Here is a 21,873-nt window from a genome sequence, read left to right as displayed (position 1 = left end):
CAGTCTCCCGCTCTATCGGTTCATGGCGCATAAATGCCATCCAGCCATAGGTTAGACAGGACGGGGCTTCGTCATTACAAGGACTGCATCCGGCGAAGCCTCGTTCTGCCCCATCGTCACGCGGTTTTCGTGAAAAGCTGGCCGAACAGTTCCTGGCTGCGCCGTCTGCCTTCCCGTGTCAGGATCACGGATTTCGATTTGCCCACCGGATCGAGGATCAACCCTCGCTGATGCAGGCGGTCGAGCGCGCTCCAGTCGAAGGACTTCCAAGACCTAGCCGTGCCGAATAGCTGATCCTCCTCGTGTAGCGTCAGGAACAGCAGCGCCAGCACCGCCTCATCGATCCGGTCCGTGTCGATATCCTTGTGGTTCATAGTGACGCTCCGGCTCAATCCTTCGTTGATGGTTCGGGTGGTCGATCGATCCGGCAACCTTGCCAATCCCAATCCTCCCTCGGAACGAAGGCGACAAAATTGCCGTCAATGATCAGCGTTGCTTCGGTACTATGATAATATTGGCCAAGAGAAGATACTTTGCGGCGCATTTCATAGCGGCGCTTTTCCGCGACGACGGTTGCTCGTTGAGGATCGAGGCGCAGGAGAAAATACCGGCCACCCTCGCAGCGGACTCGAATTTGCGCTTTCGTCTCCGCCGAGGCGAACTGTGATAGGCTGAAGGTGAGCGCCAGGGCGGTAGCAAGCGATTGGACGGTCCAGCGACACATGCTTTCGTTGCTCCTCACAAATCCGCGTCTCAAACTCCCGATTGATCGCCATGGAGTGCATTTTCGATCATCGCCGCCAGCGTTTCCTCTGCTCTGGCACGGACTCTTGAATCTTTTGCCTCAAAATCATGCCGAATCCATTGCGGCGCGCGCTCAATCACGCGCAATATGGTCATCTTGGTAGGTTCGTCCATGCAGTGTCCCTATAAAGGCGCGGGGTATGAGTCATTGAAAAATCGCCGCCCAGCCGGCATCGACGCGATAGCGTTCCAATTGGTCTTCCGACAGCCACACATGTGGATACTCGATGGCCGCACGCTCCTCAGCCGCAGCGCCCGCAATTTTGGCCTGAATGCGTTTAAAACCGATGGCGGCAGCAATGGGGCGGTAAAGCCGTCATCGATCCATTCCAGTACCAGCAGTGCGCCTTTGCGCGTGCGCAGATCGGCTATACCGACAATGAGCAAGGCCTCGGCGAGATCATCCAGCAGCAACCCCAGACGAAGAGCAGGCTGGCGCGCGATCAGCTTCTGCAAAAGCCTTGCCCTGTCCCAGCGTCGAGAACTTCACCCAAAGCTTTTCCTCGCCTTGGTCAAGGCCGCCAGCGCGTCAAGATCATAGATGTCCTTTCTGCGGCCTGCAGGGGATTGGGGTGCAGAACGCTACTATACTGGTCCGCGACGGGTCCTGTCCCGGCTGGTGGTGTAGCTCGACGTTAGCGGAGCTGACCGGCCGGGACACGACCTCGCTGTGGAAGAGAATTTGGTGGGTGAAGCTATCGTCGGAGCGGCGAAGAGCGCTCACGGTATACAGCTCGACCCAGGTGGTACAGCCGAGCGCCAACCATCTAAAATTGCCGGCAATGGAGAGATTGGGCCAAGGTGACTGTCTTTGCCGGACAATTTCATCAAGCCGTTCATGGCGCACGGTTCAGCTGAATTTCCTTTCATGAACATGGCCTTAGGAAAAGTCGGACTCTAACCTGTACCGACTTCCGGCGGAATTTACGGCCTGAAGCCATCCCGGCTGTCCTCGCTTCAAGTGGTTGGTCGCCAGGGACCATGAATTGACAGCAGGCACAGGACATGGACGCCAAGATCATCTACGAAACTTTCAGGAGCCGGCCTATCCCGCTGGCCATTTTGCAGGACGGCCCAATCCTGACTGATATACAGATCAAGAAACTGCTGCCGGGTGGCATGCAAGTGATGGGAAGCTATATGCCGCATCGAAACAGAATCGTGAAAATCCTTCTCGATCGGCTTTGCGTGGAAGCAGTCGTACGTGCACGCAACGATGTACAATGCTCCATCGCATTTTTGAGACCGGTCCTATCGGACAATCCTTATTGAGGGAAAATACGCCAGACAACGCCAAGGCCGAACAATCGGTGAACGCTTAAGCGAGGTGGATAGTTGGCGGTCCGCCCATCACTGGCAAGACGGCCATGTTGGCCTGCTCTTAGACCATATGATCGGTCGGTGAAGGTAGCCCGCCCTCGTAGTAAGCAAGAACCGGGGGTTGCGTCGGATGGGCCGGCGCCTTGCCCCCTGCTTACGGGGGACGGGCCATGGAAGAATGAAGCGTCCTGGGTTTTTCGGAGGCTCCTATCTGTGAGCAGGAGCTGTGATGAGCGCAGCAAGGAACAAGTTTTCGCCTGAGTTTCGCGACCGTGCCGTGCGGATGGTGGATGAGCATCGAGGGGATTACCGGTCGGAGTGGGCAGCGATGACCTTGATCGCCGGGAAGGTTGTCTGCACGACCGAGACGCTGCGCCGCTGGTGCCGCGAAGAGGCGAGCCGACGAGCGGGACCAGCGGCGCAGGCCGCCAGTGACGGGGAACGCCTCAAGCTGCTGGAACGCGAGGTCAAGGAACTGCGACGGGCCAACGAGATCCTGCGCAAGGCGTCTGCGTATTTTGCGATGGCGGAGCTCGACCGCCACGGCAGATGATGATGGCGTTCATCGACGCCCATGGCGAGGACCTGGGTATCGAGCCGATCTGCCGTGAACTGGCGATCGCCCCGTCCTCCTATCATGAACACACCAGGCGGCTTGCTGATCCTGGCAGACGTCCTGTCCGTGCTCGGCGCGATGATGAATGCGGGCACAGATCAAGCGTGTCCATGAAGCCAGCTTTGGTCTCTACGGCACGCGCAAGGTCTGGCACCCACTGCGGCGTGAAGGTGTAGTGATCGCCAAGTGCACGGTGGCGGCTGATGCGCGCCATGGGGCTGGCAGGTGTCCGGCGGGGCAAGACGACGGTCACGACCATCAGCCACCCGAAGGCGCCGTGCCCGCTGGACAAGGTCAACCGCCAGTTCCGCGTCAGCCGGCCCAATGCCCTGTGGGTGGTCGACTTCACCTACGTCCACACCTGGGCAGGGTTCCTCTACGTGGCCTTCGTGATCGATGCCTATGCCCGGCGCATCGTGGGCTGGAAGGTCAGCACGTCGGCTACCGCCGGCTCTTCGTGCTGGATGCTCTGGAACAGGCGATCCATGCCCGCAGACCTGGCCCTGATGACGGGTTGATCCACCATAGCGACGACCAATTGAATCCGCCCAATACCTTGCCATGAACTACACCCAGCGCCTCGCCGAGGCCAACCTCGTGCCGTCGGTGGGCAGCCTCGGCGACAGCTACAACTGTGCCTTGGCCGAGACGATCAACGGCCTCTACAAGGCCGAAGTCATCTGGCGGCAGCGGTCATGGCCAAGCGCGTCGGCAGTGGAAATGGCAACCCTGCGCTGGGTCGACTGGTTCAACCACCATCGCCTCTTCGGCCCCATCGGGCATATCTCGCCCGCGGAAGCCGAGGCCAACTACTATGCAGCCAACAAGGCCCTCGATATGGTTGCATGACTCAAATGAAACCGCCTCCGAAAACCCGGGACGCTTCACTTCATTTTTCTCCGAGGGTTCAGGCTATCGGCTGCAGCAGCGGTTGTCACACAACATTTAGCTGCGCTGGACTGCGTCTCATCATCGCTACCATCTGGTCTGGGCGCCGTAATATCGGTTCAAGGCGTTGCATGGAGAAGTGCGCCCCAAATTGACTCAATCTACATGCAGATTATCGGCAAACGTTTGCAATTCTATATTGCAAACGTTTGCTGTCCGATGTACCAAAGACATGAAGAGAATCGATAGCGATCTCGCGACGCTGAGGGAGAGAGGATCATGGGGTATTTCCGGCATTATCTGTTGTTCTGCTCATCGGGGATTTGCCTCGTAGCGCTTCCGCAAATGGCGTTCGGGCAAGACACGGTTAGCAGCGCCGATGGTGAGTCAGCGCAGGTCGACCGCGCCCAGACCGCCCAAGGTACGCTTGGTCTTGACGACATCGTCGTGACGGGCACAAGGACCGGCCGCCGCAAGTTCGAGACGTCCTACGCCATCACCACGATCGATGATGAACAGATCAAGCAGAAGGCCCCACTCAGCGTCGCTGACTTGATCTCATCGACGCCCGGCATCTATGTCGAAAGCTCCGGCGGCGAAGTCGGTAACAACGTCTATTCCCGTGGCCTCCCGGCTGACAATTATCGCTATCTTCCGCTGCTGGAGGATGGCCTTCCGGTCTGGGAGGAAGGGGCGGGTGCCTTCACCAACGCCGACGAGTTCTTCCGCGTCGATGCAACGGTAGACTCCTTGCAGATCGTTCGCGGCGGCTCAGCTTCCATCACCGCGTCCAATGCGCCGGGCGGCGTTGTCAACGTGATTACGAAGCGGCCGACGCGCGAGTTCCAGGGGCTGGCGAAAATAGAGCTTGGTGACTGGGATCATTATCGCGGTGATATCAACATCTCAGGGCCTTTGACCGAGCGCCTTTCTTATTCGATCGGTGGCTTTTATCGGCGTGACAGCGGTCTTCGTGACCCTGGCTTCACGGGGAACCGTGGCGGCCAGTTGCGACTGGGCTTTCAATATGATTTTGCCGACGAGGGTTCGCTCCTCATCAGTTATCGCAAGCTTGACGATCGCAACATCTTCTATACTGCAATTCCACTGGCAAACCCGCAGAAGGGACTGCCCGGCCTCGATGCTGGTGACGGAACGCTCGTCAATAACGCCTTCGCGCGCCTCACTGTGCCCGATGGCACCGGCGCATTCGCCAAGGATGTCGATCTGACCGACGGCGTTCACACGAGCACGGATACAGGCACGCTCATCTTCAACAAGCCGTTCGGGGATGGTTGGGAGGTCAACAATCGCGCCCGCTACACAAGCGGGAGTGTCGACTTTAATGGCCTCTTCTCCTCGGGCGTGTCCACCAGCGAGGACTTTCTTGACAGCGCGCTGAGCCGCTTGCAGGCGGCGCGCCCCGATACGGCTTCGGCCGTCTATCTCGATGCAACGACCGGCCAGCAGGTCGCAGCGTCAGCCCTCGGCAATCAATTGGCTCTTCCCGAGAGCATCTTCAATACGCGGGTCAAGCTGCGCAACTTCGTCAACGACCTCAGCGTGACGAAAAAGCTGCCGACCGGATTTGGCCAACATACTGTGACACTCGGCTATTATTTCAGCCATTTCATCCAGACGCAGACCTGGAACTGGAACGACATTCTTGTTGAGGGTGTCGATCGCCCGCGCTTCTTCGATGTGGTGGGTCTTGATGCGGCAGGCCAGCAGACGGTCTCGCTGACCACCAATGGTCTCCTCAACCTGCACAGCAACCTCCAGCGTTTCCATGACAATGTCGATATCAACGCCTTTTATGCGACCGACAGTTGGCAAGTGACCCCGAAGTTGCGGATCGATCTCGGCGCACGCTACCATCATGTCAGTAAGAAGGGCACGATTGCGCAAACGATCGGCATGAACCTGGGCGACGCAACGACGATCGCCGACGACAATGTCCTGGTCTTCACTGGCGCCGAAACCCCCTATCGGTTCAAGACAGGAAAATGGGCCTTCTCGGCCGGCGCGAACTATGAGTTCAGCGGGCGGGTTGCCGCCTTCGCGCGCTACAGCCGCAGTTTCCGTGTGACGCCTGAGTTCGCGCAATGGTTCGGCGGTGTTCCCGTTGAAGATCGGATCGATCTCGTAGAAGGTGGGCTCAAATATAATACGCGGCCTTTCTCCGCTTTCGTCACGCTCTTCTACAACAACTTCCCCAACGTCGCTTTCCAGACGCAAGTAGCGGGGTCGAATGGAAACACCGTTACCCAGAATGCGACGGCGGCAGCCCGCTCCAAGGGCGTAGAGGTCGAATTGTCGCTGCGTCCGGTCTCCTTCTTCGATATCTCCGCGAGTGGAAGCTATCAGGATATCTCCTACACCGGCTTCTCCGGCGTAGAGAACGGGACAACATTCGATTTCAGCGGCAATCGCATCGTCCGTCAGCCGAACTGGATGTTCTCGATCCGCCCCACCTTGCATCTGTTCGACAGCAAGGCGGCGATCTTCGGGGAGGTTGCCTATACCGGCAAGCGCTATGCAGATGCCGCGAACACGATCGCCCTTCCAGCCTATACCGAGGTAAGACTTGGCGCGAGCTACAAGGTCAGTGATCGGCTTTCGGCGGAGCTCGTCGTCACCAATCTCTTCGATACGGTCGGGCTTACCGAAGGCAACCCGCGGGTGGGCGCAATCATCGGCGTTCAGGAAACGGCTTTCCAGGGCCGCCCGATCTTCGGTCGCCGCGTTCGTGGCGGCATCACCTACACCTTCTGAACGGAGCCGCCACGATGCGTAAATGGACCGTCTTGGTGCTGGCGGCGGCTTTTGCCGCCCCAGCGACGGCGCTGGCGCAATTTCGCCAACCTGTCCTGTCACCAGATGGCAGACTCGCGGTCGAGCTTTCCCTCGACAAGGGAGAGGCGGCCTATCGCGCAACATTCAACGGACGGCCGATCCTCGATCGCTCGCGCTTGGGATTTCGATTCAGTAACGCAGCACCGCTGGACTCAGGATTTCGTGTCGCCGCGTCCCAGTCCCTCGACCATGACGAGAGCTGGAGCCAGCCATGGGGCGAACGGCGCCAGATGCGCGACAAGTATCATGGTCTGATTCTTACGCTAGCTGCACCGGACGGACGACAGCTCGGTGTGGAACTGCGCGTATTCGATGACGGGTTCGGATTTCGCTACACGCTGCCGGGGAAACCCGACGATCAACTGATCGTGAGAGATGAGGAGACCGAATTCCATTTCGCCCAGAATTATCGCACATGGTCGATCCCTGCCTATCGCGAGAAATACAGCGAATATGAGTATAGCCGCTCTTCGCTCTCCGCCCTCCAGACCGCACAGACGCCATTGACGCTCGAAGGCGATGGCGTGGCCCTGGCCGTGCATGAGGCGGCCCTCGTCGACTATTCCTCGATGAACCTGCGTATGCCGGAGGAGAATAGCCGCATGCTCAAGGCTGATCTCTCGCCATGGCCCAATGGCGACCGTGCACGGGTCCATGGCGGCCAGAAAACGCCCTGGCGCGTCGTCATTGTAGCCAATGATGCCGCCCGTCTTGCCGATTCCACGATCGTCCTCAACCTCAATGAGCCCAATCGACTGGGCGATGTGAGCTGGGTTCACCCGGGAAAGTATATCGGCATCTTCTGGGCGATGCATACCGGTCTGCTCACCTGGGAGCCGGGAGAGCGCCTCGGTGCGACGACGGAGCGAACGCGGCACTATATCGACTGGGCAGCAGCCCATGGCATCAAGGGCGTTCTGGTCGAGGGGTGGAACAAGGGATGGGAGGTTCCGCAATGGTGGGTGAACGGGCATTCGCGCTTCATCTTCGATGAGGCGCAGCCCGCCTTCGACATGCGCGCCATATCGGCTTATGCTCGCTCCAAAGGCATCGATCTGATCGGCCATCATGAGACCGGCGCACAGGTGCAGGACTATCTGCGCCAGCTCGGACCCGCACTCGCCTATTACGACCGATATGATGTTCGCTCGATCAAGCTCGGCTATGTCGGCACGAAGCTGGACTCGATCTACTGGCCGGACAGCCAATATGCCGTCGAGAATCTGCAGAAGGTCGTCGAAGCGGCCGCGCGCCACCACATTTCAGTCTTCCCGCACGAACCCGTCAAAGATACCGGCCTACGCCGGACCTGGCCCAATCTTCTGAGCCGGGAAGGGGCAAGGGGTCAGGAATATAATGGGGGCAGCCCCGACACTGGTAACGCACCCGATCACACCACCATCCTCCCCTTCACCCGGCTCCTGTCCGGGCCGCTCGACTATACGCCGGGCGTCTTCCATTTCGATTATCGCGCGACCCGGCCGAACAATCGGGTGCCCTCGACGCTCGCCAACCAACTCGCCCTCTATGTCATACTCTACAGCCCGGTTCAGATGGCGGTCGATCTGCCTGAACGTTATGATGAATATCCCGATGCATTCCGGTTCATCCAGGACGTGCCGACCGATTGGGAAACCAGCCGGACACTCCAGGGACGTATCGGCGAATATGTCATGACCGCGCGACAGGACCGCAGCAGCGCCGACTGGTACCTGGGAGCCATCACCAATGAAGCGGCGCGCACGTTGAGCGTGCCGCTCGACTTTCTTGCCGCCGGGAAGCGCTACGAGGCGCAGATATATGCAGACGGTCCCGGGGCCGACTGGCGAACCGCGCCTGACAGCGTTGCGATCAGTCGGCGCATCGTGACGGCGACCGATATGCTTGAGCTCCGACTGGCACCCGGCGGCGGCCAGGCAATCCGTTTCAAGGCCCTGTGATATATCACCGTTCCATTCTCGATCATCGCCTCGAGCATTTTGGCCGGACGCTTCGTCGGCAATTCGACCGCCTGTATGGCGACGCCCATGATGTCGATGCCATCTGGAAGCGTGTCGAGGCAATCCTGCGAGCTAGGCATGAAGATCGTTCTGCGGCATTATGCGATCTCGATGCGAGGCGCGCGGCAGACCCGGCCTGGTTCGTGGCGCCAGAAATGCTCGGCTATTCGACCTATGTCGATCGCTTCGCCTCGACCGTCCAGGGGCTTGAACAGCATGTCGATCATCTGGAGGCGCTGGGCGTTCGCTACCTTCACCTGCTCGCGCTTCTCAAGGCACGGGAGGGCGACAGCGATGGTGGCTTCGCTGTCGCGGACTATCTGGCGGTGGAACCGGTGCTAGGGACGATGGCCGATGTCGAAAGGCTGGCGGCGCAACTTCGGGACAGCCGGATCAGCCTTTGCGTCGATCTCGCACTCAATCATACGTCCGACTATCATCATTGGGCTTTGGCCGCCAAGGCAGGCGACCCCCTGTTCCGAGATTTCTATATCGTCGTCGACGAGGAAACTGCGCGCCTGCGCGAGAAGGATCTGCGCCAGGTCTTCCCGCGCACCGCTCCCGGCAATTTTACCCAAGTGCCCGAGATGGGCGGCTGGGTCTGGACAACCTTCTATCCCTTCCAGTGGGACCTCAATTGGGCCAACCCGGAGGTGATGCTTGCGATACTCGACACGATGCTGCGCCTGGCCAATCATGGGTTCGAGGCTTTCCGGTTCGACTCGATCGCCTTCCTCTGGAAGGAGGCCGGGACGGACAGTCGCAACCGCCCAGCAGCGCATCACATCGTCCGCGCATTGCGCGCCGCACTCGACATCGCTGCCCCGCAACGCTCATTAAGGCGGAGGCGATCGTTCCGACCGCTTTTGTCCCACCCTATTTCAGCGTGGATGAAGGCGAGGGCTTCGAGGCTGAATGCCATCTGGTCTACAATAATTCGCTCATGGTGGCCGGATGGGTCGCCCTCTCGGAAGGGGATGCGGCTTTGCCGGAGGCGATCATCCGCGCTAACGGCAGTCTTCCCCCGGGCGCGAATTGGCTGAGCTATGTGCGATGCCATGATGTTATCAGATGGAGTACTGTGCTGGATGACCTTGCGAGCTTCGATCCCAGTCCGATTGAACGCCTGACCCGGGCAGCGTGCTTCATCGAGGGCGGCCAGGGCAGCTGGTCATGTGGGGAAGCCTTCCAAGCAGACGGCACGAGCGTACACGGCACGAACGGAACTCTGGGCTCCCTGGCAGGCCTTGAGCGCGCGACGGATGAGCAAAGCAGGGGAAGAGGCCTTGCAGCGCATCTGCCTTCTCAATGCCTTGTCGATCGCCAGCGGCGGCCTGGCCACCATCTTCATGGGGGACGAAGTGGGCCTGTTGAACGATCACGACTATCTCACCGATCCCACGCGTGCGCACGAGGGTCGCTGGGTGCATCGCCCCGAGATGGATTGGTTTGACGCGGACAGTCCCACCGCACAACGGATTTCCTCCGACATCCGGGTCCTCCGCGATGCTCGTGTTGCAAGTCGTGGGATAGAATCTCCGGCCGCTTTCGAGACGGGGCATACAGCGATATTGGGAATGAACTGCGGACAGGATCTGATTTTCCTCAACTTCGGCGCCATCCCCCTGCCCCTCACATTGCCGTCCGGCCGAATAAACAGGCTTACCGGACAAGCAATCGGGCAGCGGACGACGATCGACGCTTGGGATGTCCTATGGACGGCAGCCGCGCAATGAGACGGCCACCACTTTTCGGATGCATCGAGGCCGGCGGCACGAGTTTCTGCTGGGCGTCGCCCACGGCAAGGGCATGATCCTGCGCACGGCGCGGATGCCGCTGGACACATGGGAGGTGTTCACACTTCATCGGATCGGCCATCTCAGCTATGGCGAGATCGCCAAGCGCAAGCGCACATTCAAATGAGTCATCATGTGTCGGATACGGCGCGCTGTCCGGCACCTTGCTCAAGGCCCGACGAGGTTCGAGCCCATGGTTGCGCAGTGGTTGCATATCAACAAGAGCCGGCGACTAGATGCCTTTCCCTTGTGCTACCACTGCCCTAATTTTCGGGAGAGTTACCAGCTTCCTCCCAAAGCGCATTGGCAATCATCGCCGCCAGCGTTTCCTCCGCTCTGGCACGCGCGCCGACATTCTTCGATTCCAGGTCATGCCGTATCCATTGCGGTGCGCGTTCGATTACGCGCAGGATGATTGCACTCGTTTGTTCGTCCATACGCGCCCTATGGCGGCTCAAACCTTACTGGCCAATGTATCAACCACGAGCATGAAGTTCGCTGCGAAGGCGTTCCACCTCGAACGCGCGCTTGCCCTTGCGCTTCCATAGCGTTGGCGCGTTCGTCGCCGCGCAGCCTGTCGGCAACCGTCAGGAAGCCGCAAAATGCGCGCGCGATCGCCTGGAAAGGCATCGCCCAGACCGAATTAACGCTGACTGCCTCACCGTCCGAGCAGGATGACGCGTTGGCGTCGGCCCGCCGAACGATTGAATATGCCTTGCAGGTTGATGAAGGTGATCCGACGGCCGCGATCGCCTATTTCCAAAGCTATGCAAGGGCTGGAATAAAGGTGCCAGATGCCGTGGTGGCTGGTGTCATTAGAGTCGCGGCGGCTGTTCCAACTGCGCCAACACCTCGAATGCTTGCGGGCGAAGAGCTTGTGCGACAGGGGAAATCTGATCTTGCGGTAGAACTCTTGAGGCTGGTGCTATTCGGTGCATATGATTCACCTGGAAAAAAGCAGCCCGAAATCTACTGTCACCGTTCATAGCGAGCAGGATCATATCGCCTTCGATTGGGGACGTCGGCTGACAGTCGCGCCCGCCGGCCCTATGCTCACCCTCATTACCGGCTTAACAGGTCTCCCATGGTTTTCACGGACATCGCAACGCGCACCTACAACCATAACTGGCGGCTCGATCCGATCGTGCGCAGCCTTCTCGATACGGATTTCTACAAGCTGCTGATGCTGCAGATGGTCCGGCACCTCTATCCGGACGTGCCGGCGACCTTCGAACTCATCAACCGCACGAAGACGGTACGACTGGCGGATGTGATCGATGAGGCCGAACTGCGCGCCCAACTCGATCATGCTCGCACCGTCCGCTTCGCCAAGAAGGAGCTGATCTGGCTCGCGGGCAACAGCTTCTACGGCAAGGCCCAGATGTTCGGCCCGGACTTCATCCAATGGCTCGCAGATTTCCGCCTGCCGGACTATGACCTGCGCAAGATCGACGGCCAGTATGAACTCCGCTTTCATGGCCCCTGGACCCACACGATGATGTGGGAGATCCCGGCGCTGACCATCATCAACGAACTGCGCTCGCGCACCGCGGTGAAGGGCCGGGACCGCTTCGAACTCGACGTTCTCTATGCCCGCGCCAAGGCAAAGCTCTGGGGCAAGGTGGAACGCCTCAGCCAGTTGCCCGACCTCGTCATCTCCGACTTCGGCACCCGGCGGCGCCATGGCTTCCTGTGGCAGCGATGGTGCGTGGAGGCGTTAAAGGAAGGGCTCGGCAAGCGTTTCATCGGTTCCTCCAACGTGCTGCTGGCGATGGACGCCGATCTGGAAGCCATCGGCACCAATGCACATGAACTGCCGATGGTGCTCGCAGCGTTGGCCGATGGGGACGAGGAACTGGCCAAGGCGCCCTATCGCGTGCTGGAAGACTGGCGCGCGCATTATGGTGGCAATCTGCTCATCGCCCTTCCGGACGCGTTTGGCACGACCGCCTTCCTCAAAAATGCGCCCGATTGGCTCGCTGACTGGACCGGCTTCCGTCCCGACAGCGCGCCGCCCATCGAGGGCGGCGAGCAGATCATCCGCTGGTGGCAGGACAAGAGACGCGATGCTCGCGAGAAGCTGCTGATCTTCTCGGACGGCATGGATATCGACAGCATTGAGGCGACCTATCGCCATTTCCATGGCCGCGTCCGCATGAGCTTCGGCTGGGGCACCAACCTTACCAACGACTTTCGAGGCTGCGCGCCATTCGAGACGGACGGCCTCGATCCGATATCGCTCGTTTGCAAGGTAGTGGAAGCCAATGGCCGACCGGCCGTCAAGCTTTCGGACAATCCGGCCAAAGCGACCGGCAGACCGGAGGAGATCGAACGCTATCTACAAGTTTTCGGCAGTGCGGGGCATCGGGCCACGAACGTGCTTGTTTGAGCGAACGCCAGGCCCGACCCTCACGATATTCAGACCCCAGCTGCGAACGGTCCGGTTCTGGCTCCTGCCGACCAAGTCCGGCCATTTAGGTGCGCTGGCTAAATGGCCGCTAATGACAAAAGCGACCATCGGACTTCCTGATCGGAACTTAGCTGCGCACTGCTGGTGCGTTCCTTCCGGCAAGCTCGCGCGCCAGACTAATCAAGGCCGTGAACGCAGCCGACGGATTTCGTCGGCTAGGATAGTAGAGGCACAGCGGCGCGAGCGGCGGAGTCCAATCTTCCAAAATGCGAACGAGGCGCCCTGCTGCGATATCATCGCGAACATCGGACTCCATGCAGTAGCCGATACCGACGTCGGCCAGGATCGCCATGCGCGAGAGACTGGCCTCAAGAGTGATCGGGCCTTGAACCTCAATCTGGAAAGGTTGTCCGTCCTTTTCGAACTGCCAACGGTGAAGCGCGCCATTCGGCAATCGGATGCGAAGGCATGAATGACCAAGCAGGTCGGGCGGGACGCGCGGCCTGCCGTGCGTCTGGAAGTAAGTCGGTGAGGCGACGACAGCGTAGCTGCGGGGAGGCCCCACCGGAATTGCGATCATGTCACTGGGAACGATATCTGCGTTTCGGACGCCAAGGTCGAAGCCATCGGCAACGATGGCGACAAGCCGTCCCTCCGTGACAAGATCAATATGCACTTGGGGGCAACAGCGAAGGAATTGCAACAGCAGCGGTGCGGGTATCTCTCACGCGCGGCGGTCGCAAATGCGTTGATCCGCAGCGTTCCCGAGGACGTTGCTGAGGGCCGTCGTCGAAAGTCCAAGATCCAACGCAGCCGCCCGGAACGAGCCGCGCCGCGCAATCGCGAGTACTGCATCAAGTTCAGTCAAGCCGTCGCGAGACATTGTCCTCCTTTTCGCAATGTTACATCGCGGTTTATCCCGATTATCAATAAGAAGGTCCAGCCTTATGTTGGCCAGATCGAGAGGGGCGTCGACCCGATGCGCCCTGTCAGCATGAAGGAGATCAACGATGGCTATCGCGCTGCCCGATGTAATCACGAACTATTTCGACGCCGACAAAAGCCGCAACGCTGACGCAGTCTCTGCGTGCTTCACGGCCACCGCGGTGGTCAAGGATGAGGGACAGACCTACAGTGGCCGCGATACGATCCGGCGGTGGAAGGCGGATTCGTCTCAGAAATACAGTTACACGGCTGAGCCGTTTGCGATAACGGCCGAGGGTGACCAAACGGTTGTCACAAGCCATCTCACCGGAGATTTTCCCGGAAGCCCGGTAGACCTGCGCTATCTGTTCGTCCTCGATAACGAGAAGATCGCCCAGCTGGAGATCGTGCCGTGAGCGCGAAACCGCGGGACGCCAGCCATGGCGCGGGTGTTGATCGCTTCCTCAACCTGAATGGGAAGAAAGCGTTGATTACCTCCGGCACGCGCGGCGCTGGCGCCGCGACGGTCGGCCTCTTTCGAGAACTTGGGGCGCAGGTCCTGACGACCGCCCGCACCAACCCTGGCGATTTTCCAGAATCACTGTTCGTCGCCGCCGACCTGACGAGTGTTCAAGGCTGTGCGGACTTGGCTGAGGCCGTACAGGAGCGCATGGGCGGCGTGGATATCATCGTCCATATGCTGGGCGGTTCATCTGCTCCTGCAGGAGGGTTCGAGGCTCTTAGCGACGATATATGGCGCAACGAACTCGATCTCAATCTGATGCCTGCCGTTCGCCTTGATCGCGAACTCGTTCCAGCAATGGCGTCACGAGGCAGTGGCGTCGTCATCCATGTCACATCGATCCAGAGCCAACTGCCCCTGCCGGAGGCAACCACGGCCTATGCAGCAGCGAAGGCGGCTCTGTCGACCTACAGCAAAAGCCTTTCCAAGCAGGTATCGCCTCAAGGGGTCCGCGTCGTGCGGGTTTCCCCTGGCTGGATTGAAACCGAGGCCTCCATTGATCTCGCGACCCGGCTCGCGGCCGAGCATGGGGGTGACATCGAACAGGGCAAGAAAATGATCATGGAGACGCTAGGCGGAATTCCGATCGGCCGTCCCGCGAAACCTGAGGAAGTCGCAAATCTGATCGCCTTCCTGGCATCCGACCTCGCGGCAAGCATCACAGGCACCGAATATGTGATCGACGGCGGTACGGTGCCGACAGTCTGAGACCCCATAAAAGTTACGAGCGGGTCCCTCAATCCGCTTCGGTCGGCGCCTCGGGCGCCGACCAACCGCCGATATGACTATAAACGGCGTTACGAAGCTGGTTGATCTCGCCGTTAAGCTTGGCAAGCGCAGCAGGCGTTTGCCCGGATGCCTCAAGCAAAGTGTCGTTAAGGCATCCTGCGCGGAAGCGCATGTCATCGCCTTCCTTTGTGAGGGCGATAACCACCTGTCGCTCATTGGCAGGGTTCCGGGTTCGACGCACCAACCCGGCTATTTCGAGTCGCTTGAGAAGCGGTGTGAGCGTGCTCGATTCGAGGGCGAGTTGATGGGCCACGCTTCCTACAGTCTGGGCATCATTCCGCCACAGTACGTTAAGCACGAGATATTGCGAGTAGGTTAGACCCAACGCATCCAGCATCGGTTTGTAAGCACGCTGGATCGCAATTCCCGCCGAGTAGATTGCGAAGCAGAGCTGGTCATCCAGCGGCACCGGAGAGGTAGCGGTTTTGGGCATATTGGCGTCCTTTATAGCGCTCAAATAGCATCGTTGCGAGAATATATATCGTGATAATATTTATTGTTGACAAACGCAATCTCAAATGCCACATAATTATCGCGATAAATGATATTGCAATATGGAAAAGGTTATCTCATAGCGAAAGGCATTCCCATGTTCAGAACGATCCGAAATATCGTCCTCGCTACCGCCGCAGCAAGCAGCGTGCCGTTTTCAGTCGCCGCTCAGACCAGCAAAAGCCCGCTTGAAGCGGCCGCCGCTCCGACAGTGAAGAATATCGTCCTTGTACATGGTGCCTTTGCCGATGGATCGGGATGGCGCGCGGTCTATCAGAATCTCACTGCGCGCGGCTATCATGTGTCCATCGTTCAGAATCCGCTGACTTCACTTGCCGATGATGTGGCAGCCACTCAGCGTGTGCTGGACCAGCAGAACGGCCCCACCGTCCTCGTCGGGCATAGCTGGGGCGGTACCGTCATCACTGAGGCTGGCGTGCACCCCAACGTGCGCGGCCTCGTCTATGTCTCCGCTCTTTCACCAGACGCTGGTGAGACCACAGCCCAGCAATATGACGGTTACACCACACCGCCCGAGTTCGTCATCGAAACCAGCAAGGACGGCTTTGGCTTCATCAAGCCCGACACTTTCGCTGCCGGATTTGCGGCTGATGCGTCCAAGGCTGACGCTGCTTTTCTCAACATCTCACAGGTGCCGGTCAAAATGTCGGCATTCGGCACCAAGCTCCAGCATTCCGCATGGCGCACGAAACCAAGCTGGGCCGTAATCGCAACGCAAGACAAGGCATTTGACCAGCGGATGCTGCAGGACATGGCGAAGCGCATCGGCGCCAAAATTACCAACGTGCCGGCCAGTCATGCAGTCTTTTTCACCCAGCCAAAAGCTGTCGCGGACGTAATCGACGAGGCTGCCAGGCAGTCGCTCGCCGCCGCGCGATAAACCAGAGCCCATATCCCAGCCCGCTCCGAGCGGTTCAGCGGGAACGGCGATAAGCCGACCAAGGAAAGATCCATACAATGACAGATACCAACTTCTCTGGTGATCCCGGGGACCAGGACCGCCGTGCGCGCGAAAATCAGGCTCAGCGCTGTGCGAACCTCAAGCCGGCCTATGACTTCATCGTGTGCGGCGCAGGCGCTGCCGGGTCGGTGATTGCACGGCGCCTCGCCGAAAACCCCGCTTGCGATGTACTCCTGATCGAGGCGGGCGGCAGCGACGAAGCGGAAGCTGTGCTGGACCCGGCCCTCTGGCCGACCAATCTCGGCAGCGAGCGCGACTGGGGGTTTGAGACCGAACCTAATCCCCATCTCGACGGCCGGGCACTTTCCATGTCGATGGGCAAAGGACTGGGTGGCGGGTCCAGTATCAACGTCATGGTCTGGGCGCGAGGCCATCGCAGCGACTGGGACCATTTTGCGGCGCAATCGAGCGATCCTGGCTGGGGCTATGATGCTGTACTCGACATCTATCGTCGAATCGAGAACTGGCAGGGCACGCCCGATCCGCAATATCGGGGCACCGCCGGGCCGGTCTGGGTGCAGCCAGCCCGCAATCCGAGCCCGCTCGCCGGCGCGCTGCTAGATGCCGCCGGGGCGCTCGGCATTCCCCGTTTCGACAATCCCAACGGGCGAATGATGGAAGGCGCAGGTGGCGCAGCCTATACTGACATGCTGGTGCGCGATGGACGGCGCCATTCGCTCTACAGGGCCTATGTCCAACCTTTGGCCGACCGTTCGAACCTGACCATTCTGACCGACACGCTTGTTCGCAGGGTTCTTTTCAATGGGAGCCGGGCCGCCGGGGTCGAGATCGAACGCGCGGGCGCAATCGCGAGGATCACGGCTAGTACCGAAATAGTTGCCTCTACCGGCGCGATCAACACGCCAAAGCTGCTCATGCTGTCCGGCCTGGGCGAGCGCGATCAACTTGCCCAGTACGGCATTCCACTCGTGCAGCATCTTCCAGGTGTGGGCCGCAACCTTCAGGATCATGTCTCTTTCGGCTGTACGTGGGAATATCGCGAGCCGTTGGCGCCGCGCAACAGTGGAAGCGAGGCAACACTCTACTGGAAAAGCAGGCCCGAGCTGGAAACGCCGGATTTGCTGTTTTGTCAGGTCGAGTTCCCCGTCCCCAGCGAGCGTACCGCGCTTCGTGGCGTTCCGGCCCACGGCTGGACGATGTTCGCCGGCCTCGCACAACCGCACAGTCGCGGACAGGTACGATTGGCGTCAGCAGACCCTTCCGTACCGCCGATTGTCGATGCGAACATGATGTCTGATCCCCGGGACATGGAAGCCGCTCGTGCATGCGTAAAGCTCTGCCGCGACCTTGGCAACAGCGATGCGTTCAAGCCTCATGTCAGCCGCGAGGCCATTCCCGGCGCGGGAACCGACATCGATGACGCCTTCCTTCGAGATGCCGCGGTTACCTACTGGCACCAGTGTGGAACGGCGAAAATGGGCCTGGACGACATGTCAGTCGTCGATGCCACGCTTGCCGTCCACGGTGTAGAAGGCTTGCGTGTTGCCGACGGCTCAATCCTGCCGAGAGTGACAACCGGGAACACGCAGGCGCCCTGCGCTATCATCGGCGAGCGGGCCGCTCAAATGCTGCGCGGCAAGCACGGGCTTCAGTAGCAACCGGCTCAAAACAATCCTCTATGCGGTCAAACATCTGGTTCCAAAGTAGAGCTGTCTGCCGTCTCAATCCGTTCCCCGCCATCTTCGTCTGCGAGGACGCTTCACGAGTGACCACTAGCCAGCGACTTGGCAAAGCTGCCCATCCCATCGAAGAGGCAGCCGCCACGCCGCAGTCGATCACTTCGGCCACGGGAATGCTAGGATGGCTGACAGTCCCGTTATCACAGCAGCACAAATATTTCGTCTGGTCCGGGAAATCGGGTAAGGGAGGCACAACGCCCGCTTCGACAGAAGACAGCCTAATGAAGATCGACCTCACGCTCCTGCTGTCCGCCATTTTAGCCGCGGTCTTGCCCGGTGCGGCCCTGGCCGAGAACGGCATCGAAACGCTGATCGGCCATGTGGAACCACAGGCCATCGGCGGGACACTGGTCGATATTCGCCTGCTCAACACCGGTACGGCGACGATGCAGGCAGATGTGGCCGACATGGTGGAAGCCCAGCTCGTCCGGCCAGGCGCGCTTGGCACCGGGCGTACTGTTATGCTGCGGCGCGATCCCGCCACCCCCGCCGCGCTCAGCATCGCGCCGCGCAGCTTCGCCACCGCGCGCTATCGGCTGGAGCCGGACGCCTTTCAGGACGGCGCACTGCTCTCGATCCCCAGCTGGAGCGGTCAAGCGGTGATGCTGGTCGCCGCGCCCGCCCCCAACCGCACCACTCATCCCGCATCGGATGCCGACACGCAGGTCGCCGCTGCGCCTGTCGGCACGCCAACGCCCGCCACCCCCTCACCCAGCGACCGCACCGTCGGCAACGCCTTCCTCGAAAATCTGAGCGCCTATCAGCCGATCTATGCGGCCTATGGTCCCAGCACCAATAGCGAGGCGCGCATCCAGCTCAGCTTCAAATATCAGCTGTTCGGCAGCCAGGCACGCGAAGACCGCCCAGCGCTGGGCGACGGTTTCTACTTCGCCTATACGCAGCGCATGTTCTGGGATCTGGGGGCGCATTCCTCTCCTTTCCGCAACATCGATTTCCAGCCGGAACTCTTCTACACCACTCCGCCAAAGGCGCTATCGGCCAAGGCGACGCTCAGCGCGCAGGTCGGCCTGCGCCACGAATCCAACGGACGCGACGGTGATTTTTCACGCAGCCTCAACACTGTCTATGTCGCGACGATGGCGGCATTCTCGCTGGGCAACGAAACCCGCCTGATCGTGGCGCCGCGCGCATGGCTCTATGCCGGCGACCTGTCGGACAATCCCGACATCCGCCGCTATCGCGGCAATAGCGACCTCTTCGTCGAGATTGGCCAGGACGACGGTCTGCGCCTCTCCACCTCCAGTCGTATGAACTTCGGCAGCGGCAAAGGATCGATCGCAGCCGACCTATCCTACCCGCTGCGTCGCATTCTGGGCGGCGGCCCGGACTTCTATCTCTTTGGACAGAGCTTCGTCGGCTATGGCGAGAATCTGCTGGACTACAACCGCCGCACCACCCGCCTGCGCATCGGCGTGGCGCTGGTGCGGTAAGATATAAATGCGACCTTCGCCATCGACCCATTCCCGTCATTTAGCGGAAGATTTCTCGAACCCAGTTCCAGCCTGTCCGCTATCTTACTTGGTTGTGGCGCAACTATTCGTCCTGCGCGCCCAATTTGCAAAGCAGGTGTCATCGATAAAAAAGCGATTGCGGTGAAGTTTTCCGCGATTTCGCCTTTTCCCGCTGCCGGGCGCGGGCTCGCCATAAGGCGAGCCCGCGCGAAAGGAATACGTCGATGGCTTAGATCTGAGCCAGTCCGCCGTCGGTGAACAGCTCGCTCCCGGTCATGAAGCTGCTGTCGGATGAGGCAAGGAACGCTGCCGCAGCCGCTACTTCGGAAGGGTCACCGACATGACCGATCGGCGTGGTCGCCCCCATCTCGATCATTGCGTCCTTGCCGACAACCTCGGCCGCCAGTTCGGTCAGCGTTGGCCCGGGCGAAAGCACATTGACACGGATTCCCGTCCCGCGCAGATCCTGCGCCCAGCTGCGCGCAAGGTTACGCACGGCCGCCTTGGACGCGCTGTAGATACTGAAGGCGGGCGTTCCCATCACGCCCGTGGTCGAACCGGTCAGGATAATTGATCCGCCTGCGCCCATGAGCTTCAGCCCTTTCTGCACAGTGAGGATAGTGCCCTTCACGTTGACGTTGAAAGTTTCGTCATAATGGTCAGGCGTGATGGCCGAGAGGGGCACCAGCGCGCCGGTGCCGGCATTGGCGAAGAGGATGTCGATCGATCCACGTTCGGCCTTCACGGTCTCGAAAAGGCGATCGAGATCAGCCGGATCGGAAACCGAACCCGCCACGGCGCGGGCGTTGCTGCCGAGTTCAAGCAGGGCGCCGTCGAGCTTTTCCTGTCGACGTCCGAAGATGTAGACGAACGCACCTTCCGCGATGAAGCGCTTGGCCGATGCCAGGCCTATGCCTGTGCCTCCGCCGGTGATGATGGCGGTCTTGCCTTCCAGTCTGTTCATAAGTGCCTCCAAATCTAAGGTTGCACGTAGCTGGCCGCGCGCATACCTACCGACAAGTATGCACCTTTAGGTAAGTATCAAAAATGTCCAACACCCCTGAACCTGCACCTGACTCCTCACTGCCCGCAGGGACCTGCTCAGCCGGCACCGTTGCACCCAATTTCACCTGCGGTCTCGACGCGACGCTCAAGGTCATTGCCGGCAAATGGAAGCCTTTGATCCTCTACTTTCTGCTCCAGGGGCCAAACCGCTACGGCGCCCTCAAACGCGCGATCCGCGACGTGAGCGACAAGGTGCTGATCCAGCAACTGAAGGAATTGGAGGCGGACGGGATACTTCTGCGTACGGATTATAAGGAAGTGCCGCCGCGGGTCGACTATACGCTGACCCCCTTGGGGGAGAGCCTCGCCCAAGCGCTTGAACCCCTGTGCAGCTGGGGGACAGAAAATATGGCGGAAGTGCAGAAGATATTTGCCGAGCGCGACAGCTGGCAGCGCAAATTGGCTTGACGCGTTTCTCCCCTTACGGGCTCCCGTAAAAAGACCTGAAACGGAGTTGATGTGGCAAGGATCTTCATCACCGGCAGCTCTACCGGACTTGGCTTAGCCGCAGCACAGTCGCTGCTTGCCGCTGGACATGCTGTCGTTCTGCATGCGCGCAATGCCGAACGCGCCGATGCTCTGAAAACAGAGGTACCCCAAGCGTTGACGATCGTGACCGGCGATCTCAGCCTACTGTCCGAAACACGGGGCCTGGCCAATGCGGTGAATGCGATCGGCCCCATGGACGCGGTCATCCACAATGCCGGACTTTATGGCGCAACCGGCAGCGGTCGAACGGCGGAAGATCATAGCGTCATGACAGCGGTCAATCTGCTGGCGCCCTATGTCCTGACCGCCTGCATCGATCAGCCCAAGCGTCTTGTCTATATGAGCAGCGGACTTCATCGTGGCGGCAATGCTAGGCTCGACGACCTCGACTGGACCAGGCGCCGCTGGCAGTCGGACCAGGCCTATGCCGATACCAAGCTTCAGATCGTCGCGCTTGCCTTGACAGTTGCGCGGCACTGGCCTGACGTTCTGAGCAATGCCGTCGATCCGGGTTGGGTTCATACGCGCATGGGCGGGGCTTCGGCACCGGTCGACATTGCAACTGGCCAGGCGACACAAGGCTGGCTGGCCGCGAGCGATGATGAGGGCGCGCGGACCAGTGGCGGCTATTGGCACGCAATGCGGCGTGAAAAGCCTGCGGCGCCTGCGGCGAGCGCCGACTATGGGGATCGATTGCTTGCGGCCCTTCAGGCGCTCACGAGCGTGACGATCGGCACCAACGGGTGA

22 protein-coding genes, 2 pseudogenes and 1 other annotated feature are annotated in these 21,873 nt (G+C 60.0%); of the genes and pseudogenes, 16 read left to right on the top strand and 8 right to left on the bottom strand.

The features are described from left to right. Positions 1–116 precede the first annotated feature (116 nt). Genes MOK15_RS21035 through MOK15_RS21020 form a run of 4 tightly spaced genes read right to left on the bottom strand, consistent with a single transcriptional unit; the run spans position 117 to position 1,260 of the window. Complete coding sequence (locus MOK15_RS21035) at positions 117–374, bottom strand: DUF6429 family protein (protein ID WP_242933622.1); 258 nt, start codon at positions 372–374, stop codon at positions 117–119. A gap of 14 nt (positions 375–388) precedes the next feature. Continuing rightward, positions 389–724 (bottom strand): hypothetical protein, encoded by a 336-nt coding sequence (locus tag MOK15_RS21030; protein WP_242933621.1) that lies wholly within the window; start codon positions 722–724, stop codon positions 389–391. Between the two features lie 29 nt (positions 725–753). Next, positions 754–918 carry a DUF6771 family protein gene (locus MOK15_RS21025; protein ID WP_242933620.1) on the bottom strand — a complete coding sequence of 55 codons (165 nt, stop codon included), beginning with the start codon at positions 916–918 and terminating at the stop codon, positions 754–756. 9 nt (positions 919–927) lie between these two features. Then, positions 928–1,260 (bottom strand): hypothetical protein, encoded by a 333-nt coding sequence (locus tag MOK15_RS21020; RefSeq protein ID WP_242933619.1) that lies wholly within the window; start codon positions 1,258–1,260, stop codon positions 928–930. 549 nt (positions 1,261–1,809) lie between these two features. On the opposite strand from MOK15_RS21020, the gene MOK15_RS21015 reads away from it, so the two are divergent. The 7 genes and pseudogenes from MOK15_RS21015 (at position 1,810) to MOK15_RS20985 (ending at position 10,407) form a co-directional block, all read left to right on the top strand. Next, positions 1,810–2,076: a hypothetical protein gene (locus MOK15_RS21015; protein ID WP_242933618.1), complete on the top strand. Its 267-nt coding sequence runs from the start codon at positions 1,810–1,812 to the stop codon at positions 2,074–2,076. Positions 2,077–2,353: 277 nt separating this feature from the next. After that, positions 2,354–3,589, top strand: a pseudogene (locus MOK15_RS21010) (IS3 family transposase). Continuing rightward, positions 2,635–2,749: a sequence feature (AL1L pseudoknot), on the top strand. Its footprint overlaps the pseudogene before it by 115 nt. Before the next feature lie 384 nt (positions 3,590–3,973). Next, on the top strand, positions 3,974–6,403 hold the full coding sequence (locus MOK15_RS21005; RefSeq protein ID WP_242933617.1) for a TonB-dependent receptor: 2,430 nt from the start codon (positions 3,974–3,976) through the stop codon (positions 6,401–6,403). A 14-nt stretch (positions 6,404–6,417) separates the two neighbouring features. Further along, a complete protein-coding gene (locus MOK15_RS21000; RefSeq protein ID WP_242933616.1) occupies positions 6,418–8,424 on the top strand; it encodes a glycoside hydrolase family 97 protein in 2,007 nt (668 codons plus the stop codon). Continuing rightward, positions 8,421–9,527 (top strand): alpha-amylase family glycosyl hydrolase, encoded by a 1,107-nt coding sequence (locus MOK15_RS20995; RefSeq protein WP_242933615.1) that lies wholly within the window; start codon positions 8,421–8,423, stop codon positions 9,525–9,527. The genes MOK15_RS21000 and MOK15_RS20995 overlap by 4 nt, the downstream gene beginning before the upstream one ends. Positions 9,528–9,746: 219 nt before the next feature. Further along, the gene (locus MOK15_RS20990; protein WP_242933614.1) at positions 9,747–10,220 is read left to right on the top strand and encodes a hypothetical protein; all 474 of its coding nucleotides are present in this window, start codon (positions 9,747–9,749) and stop codon (positions 10,218–10,220) included. A gap of 19 nt (positions 10,221–10,239) precedes the next feature. Continuing rightward, positions 10,240–10,407, top strand: a complete 168-nt coding sequence (locus MOK15_RS20985) for a hypothetical protein (protein ID WP_242933613.1) — start codon at positions 10,240–10,242, stop codon at positions 10,405–10,407. Positions 10,408–10,543: 136 nt separating this feature from the next. Here MOK15_RS20985 and MOK15_RS20980 read toward each other — a convergent pair whose 3' ends face one another. After that, positions 10,544–10,717 (bottom strand): DUF6771 family protein, encoded by a 174-nt coding sequence (locus tag MOK15_RS20980; protein WP_242933612.1) that lies wholly within the window; start codon positions 10,715–10,717, stop codon positions 10,544–10,546. Between the two features lie 113 nt (positions 10,718–10,830). On the opposite strand from MOK15_RS20980, the gene MOK15_RS20975 reads away from it, so the two are divergent. Together MOK15_RS20975 and pncB are read left to right on the top strand one after the other, a co-directional pair. Then, a complete protein-coding gene (locus tag MOK15_RS20975; RefSeq protein WP_242933611.1) occupies positions 10,831–11,268 on the top strand; it encodes a hypothetical protein in 438 nt (145 codons plus the stop codon). Between the two features lie 96 nt (positions 11,269–11,364). Beyond that, positions 11,365–12,669: a nicotinate phosphoribosyltransferase gene (gene pncB / locus MOK15_RS20970; protein ID WP_242933610.1), complete on the top strand. Its 1,305-nt coding sequence runs from the start codon at positions 11,365–11,367 to the stop codon at positions 12,667–12,669. A gap of 148 nt (positions 12,670–12,817) precedes the next feature. On the opposite strand, the pseudogene MOK15_RS20965 reads toward pncB, so the two are convergent. Next, positions 12,818–13,573: pseudogene (locus MOK15_RS20965) on the bottom strand (LysR family transcriptional regulator). A gap of 127 nt (positions 13,574–13,700) precedes the next feature. Between MOK15_RS20965 and MOK15_RS20960 the strand changes: the two are divergent. Next, a complete protein-coding gene (locus MOK15_RS20960) occupies positions 13,701–14,030 on the top strand; it encodes a nuclear transport factor 2 family protein (protein WP_242933609.1) in 330 nt (109 codons plus the stop codon). Further along, complete coding sequence (locus tag MOK15_RS20955) at positions 14,027–14,845, top strand: SDR family oxidoreductase (protein ID WP_242933608.1); 819 nt, start codon at positions 14,027–14,029, stop codon at positions 14,843–14,845. Before MOK15_RS20960 ends, MOK15_RS20955 begins: the two co-directional genes overlap by 4 nt. A gap of 28 nt (positions 14,846–14,873) precedes the next feature. Here MOK15_RS20955 and MOK15_RS20950 read toward each other — a convergent pair whose 3' ends face one another. After that, positions 14,874–15,359: a MarR family transcriptional regulator gene (locus tag MOK15_RS20950; RefSeq protein WP_242933607.1), complete on the bottom strand. Its 486-nt coding sequence runs from the start codon at positions 15,357–15,359 to the stop codon at positions 14,874–14,876. Between the two features lie 108 nt (positions 15,360–15,467). Between MOK15_RS20950 and MOK15_RS20945 the strand changes: the two genes are divergently transcribed. The 3 genes from MOK15_RS20945 (at position 15,468) to MOK15_RS20935 (ending at position 19,551) form a co-directional block, all read left to right on the top strand. Beyond that, on the top strand, positions 15,468–16,319 hold the full coding sequence (locus tag MOK15_RS20945) for an alpha/beta hydrolase (RefSeq protein WP_242933606.1): 852 nt from the start codon (positions 15,468–15,470) through the stop codon (positions 16,317–16,319). A 77-nt stretch (positions 16,320–16,396) separates the two neighbouring features. Beyond that, entirely contained in the window at positions 16,397–18,016 is a 1,620-nt protein-coding gene (locus MOK15_RS20940) for a GMC family oxidoreductase N-terminal domain-containing protein (protein WP_242933605.1), read from the top strand. A gap of 305 nt (positions 18,017–18,321) precedes the next feature. Next, positions 18,322–19,551, top strand: coding sequence for a phospholipase A (locus MOK15_RS20935; RefSeq protein ID WP_242933604.1), 1,230 nt, complete (start codon positions 18,322–18,324; stop codon positions 19,549–19,551). Positions 19,552–19,801: 250 nt separating this feature from the next. On the opposite strand, the gene MOK15_RS20930 is transcribed toward MOK15_RS20935, so the two are convergent. Beyond that, positions 19,802–20,536, bottom strand: a complete 735-nt coding sequence (locus tag MOK15_RS20930; RefSeq protein WP_242933603.1) for an SDR family oxidoreductase — start codon at positions 20,534–20,536, stop codon at positions 19,802–19,804. Positions 20,537–20,619: 83 nt separating this feature from the next. Between MOK15_RS20930 and MOK15_RS20925 the strand changes: the two genes are divergently transcribed. Together MOK15_RS20925 and MOK15_RS20920 are read left to right on the top strand one after the other, a co-directional pair. Continuing rightward, positions 20,620–21,045: a helix-turn-helix domain-containing protein gene (locus tag MOK15_RS20925; protein ID WP_242933602.1), complete on the top strand. Its 426-nt coding sequence runs from the start codon at positions 20,620–20,622 to the stop codon at positions 21,043–21,045. Between the two features lie 51 nt (positions 21,046–21,096). Continuing rightward, positions 21,097–21,873 (top strand): SDR family NAD(P)-dependent oxidoreductase, encoded by a 777-nt coding sequence (locus MOK15_RS20920; protein ID WP_242933601.1) that lies wholly within the window; start codon positions 21,097–21,099, stop codon positions 21,871–21,873.

The sequence above is a fragment of the Sphingobium sp. BYY-5 genome (genome assembly GCF_022758885.1).
In the GTDB taxonomy this organism is placed as follows: domain Bacteria; phylum Pseudomonadota; class Alphaproteobacteria; order Sphingomonadales; family Sphingomonadaceae; genus Sphingobium.
This window is presented reverse-complemented; position numbering and strand designations above follow the sequence as displayed.

What these genes read in the sequence shown, in the direction of transcription:
- MOK15_RS21035 (WP_242933622.1), bottom strand. Translation starts at nt 374, where the DNA reads ATGAACCACAAGGATATCGACACGGACCGGATCGATGAGGCGGTGCTG.
- MOK15_RS21030 (WP_242933621.1), bottom strand. Translation starts at nt 724, where the DNA reads ATGTGTCGCTGGACCGTCCAATCGCTTGCTACCGCCCTGGCGCTCACC.
- MOK15_RS21025 (WP_242933620.1), bottom strand. Translation starts at nt 918, where the DNA reads ATGGACGAACCTACCAAGATGACCATATTGCGCGTGATTGAGCGCGCG.
- MOK15_RS21015 (WP_242933618.1), top strand. Translation starts at nt 1,810, where the DNA reads ATGGACGCCAAGATCATCTACGAAACTTTCAGGAGCCGGCCTATCCCG.
- MOK15_RS21005 (WP_242933617.1), top strand. Translation starts at nt 3,974, where the DNA reads ATGGCGTTCGGGCAAGACACGGTTAGCAGCGCCGATGGTGAGTCAGCG.
- MOK15_RS21000 (WP_242933616.1), top strand. Translation starts at nt 6,418, where the DNA reads ATGCGTAAATGGACCGTCTTGGTGCTGGCGGCGGCTTTTGCCGCCCCA.
- MOK15_RS20990 (WP_242933614.1), top strand. Translation starts at nt 9,747, where the DNA reads ATGAGCAAAGCAGGGGAAGAGGCCTTGCAGCGCATCTGCCTTCTCAAT.
- MOK15_RS20985 (WP_242933613.1), top strand. Translation starts at nt 10,240, where the DNA reads ATGCATCGAGGCCGGCGGCACGAGTTTCTGCTGGGCGTCGCCCACGGC.
- MOK15_RS20980 (WP_242933612.1), bottom strand. Translation starts at nt 10,717, where the DNA reads ATGGACGAACAAACGAGTGCAATCATCCTGCGCGTAATCGAACGCGCA.
- pncB (WP_242933610.1), top strand. Translation starts at nt 11,365, where the DNA reads ATGGTTTTCACGGACATCGCAACGCGCACCTACAACCATAACTGGCGG.
- MOK15_RS20960 (WP_242933609.1), top strand. Translation starts at nt 13,701, where the DNA reads ATGGCTATCGCGCTGCCCGATGTAATCACGAACTATTTCGACGCCGAC.
- MOK15_RS20950 (WP_242933607.1), bottom strand. Translation starts at nt 15,359, where the DNA reads ATGCCCAAAACCGCTACCTCTCCGGTGCCGCTGGATGACCAGCTCTGC.
- MOK15_RS20945 (WP_242933606.1), top strand. Translation starts at nt 15,468, where the DNA reads ATGATATTGCAATATGGAAAAGGTTATCTCATAGCGAAAGGCATTCCC.
- MOK15_RS20940 (WP_242933605.1), top strand. Translation starts at nt 16,397, where the DNA reads ATGACAGATACCAACTTCTCTGGTGATCCCGGGGACCAGGACCGCCGT.
- MOK15_RS20935 (WP_242933604.1), top strand. Translation starts at nt 18,322, where the DNA reads ATGAAGATCGACCTCACGCTCCTGCTGTCCGCCATTTTAGCCGCGGTC.
- MOK15_RS20930 (WP_242933603.1), bottom strand. Translation starts at nt 20,536, where the DNA reads ATGAACAGACTGGAAGGCAAGACCGCCATCATCACCGGCGGAGGCACA.
- MOK15_RS20925 (WP_242933602.1), top strand. Translation starts at nt 20,620, where the DNA reads ATGTCCAACACCCCTGAACCTGCACCTGACTCCTCACTGCCCGCAGGG.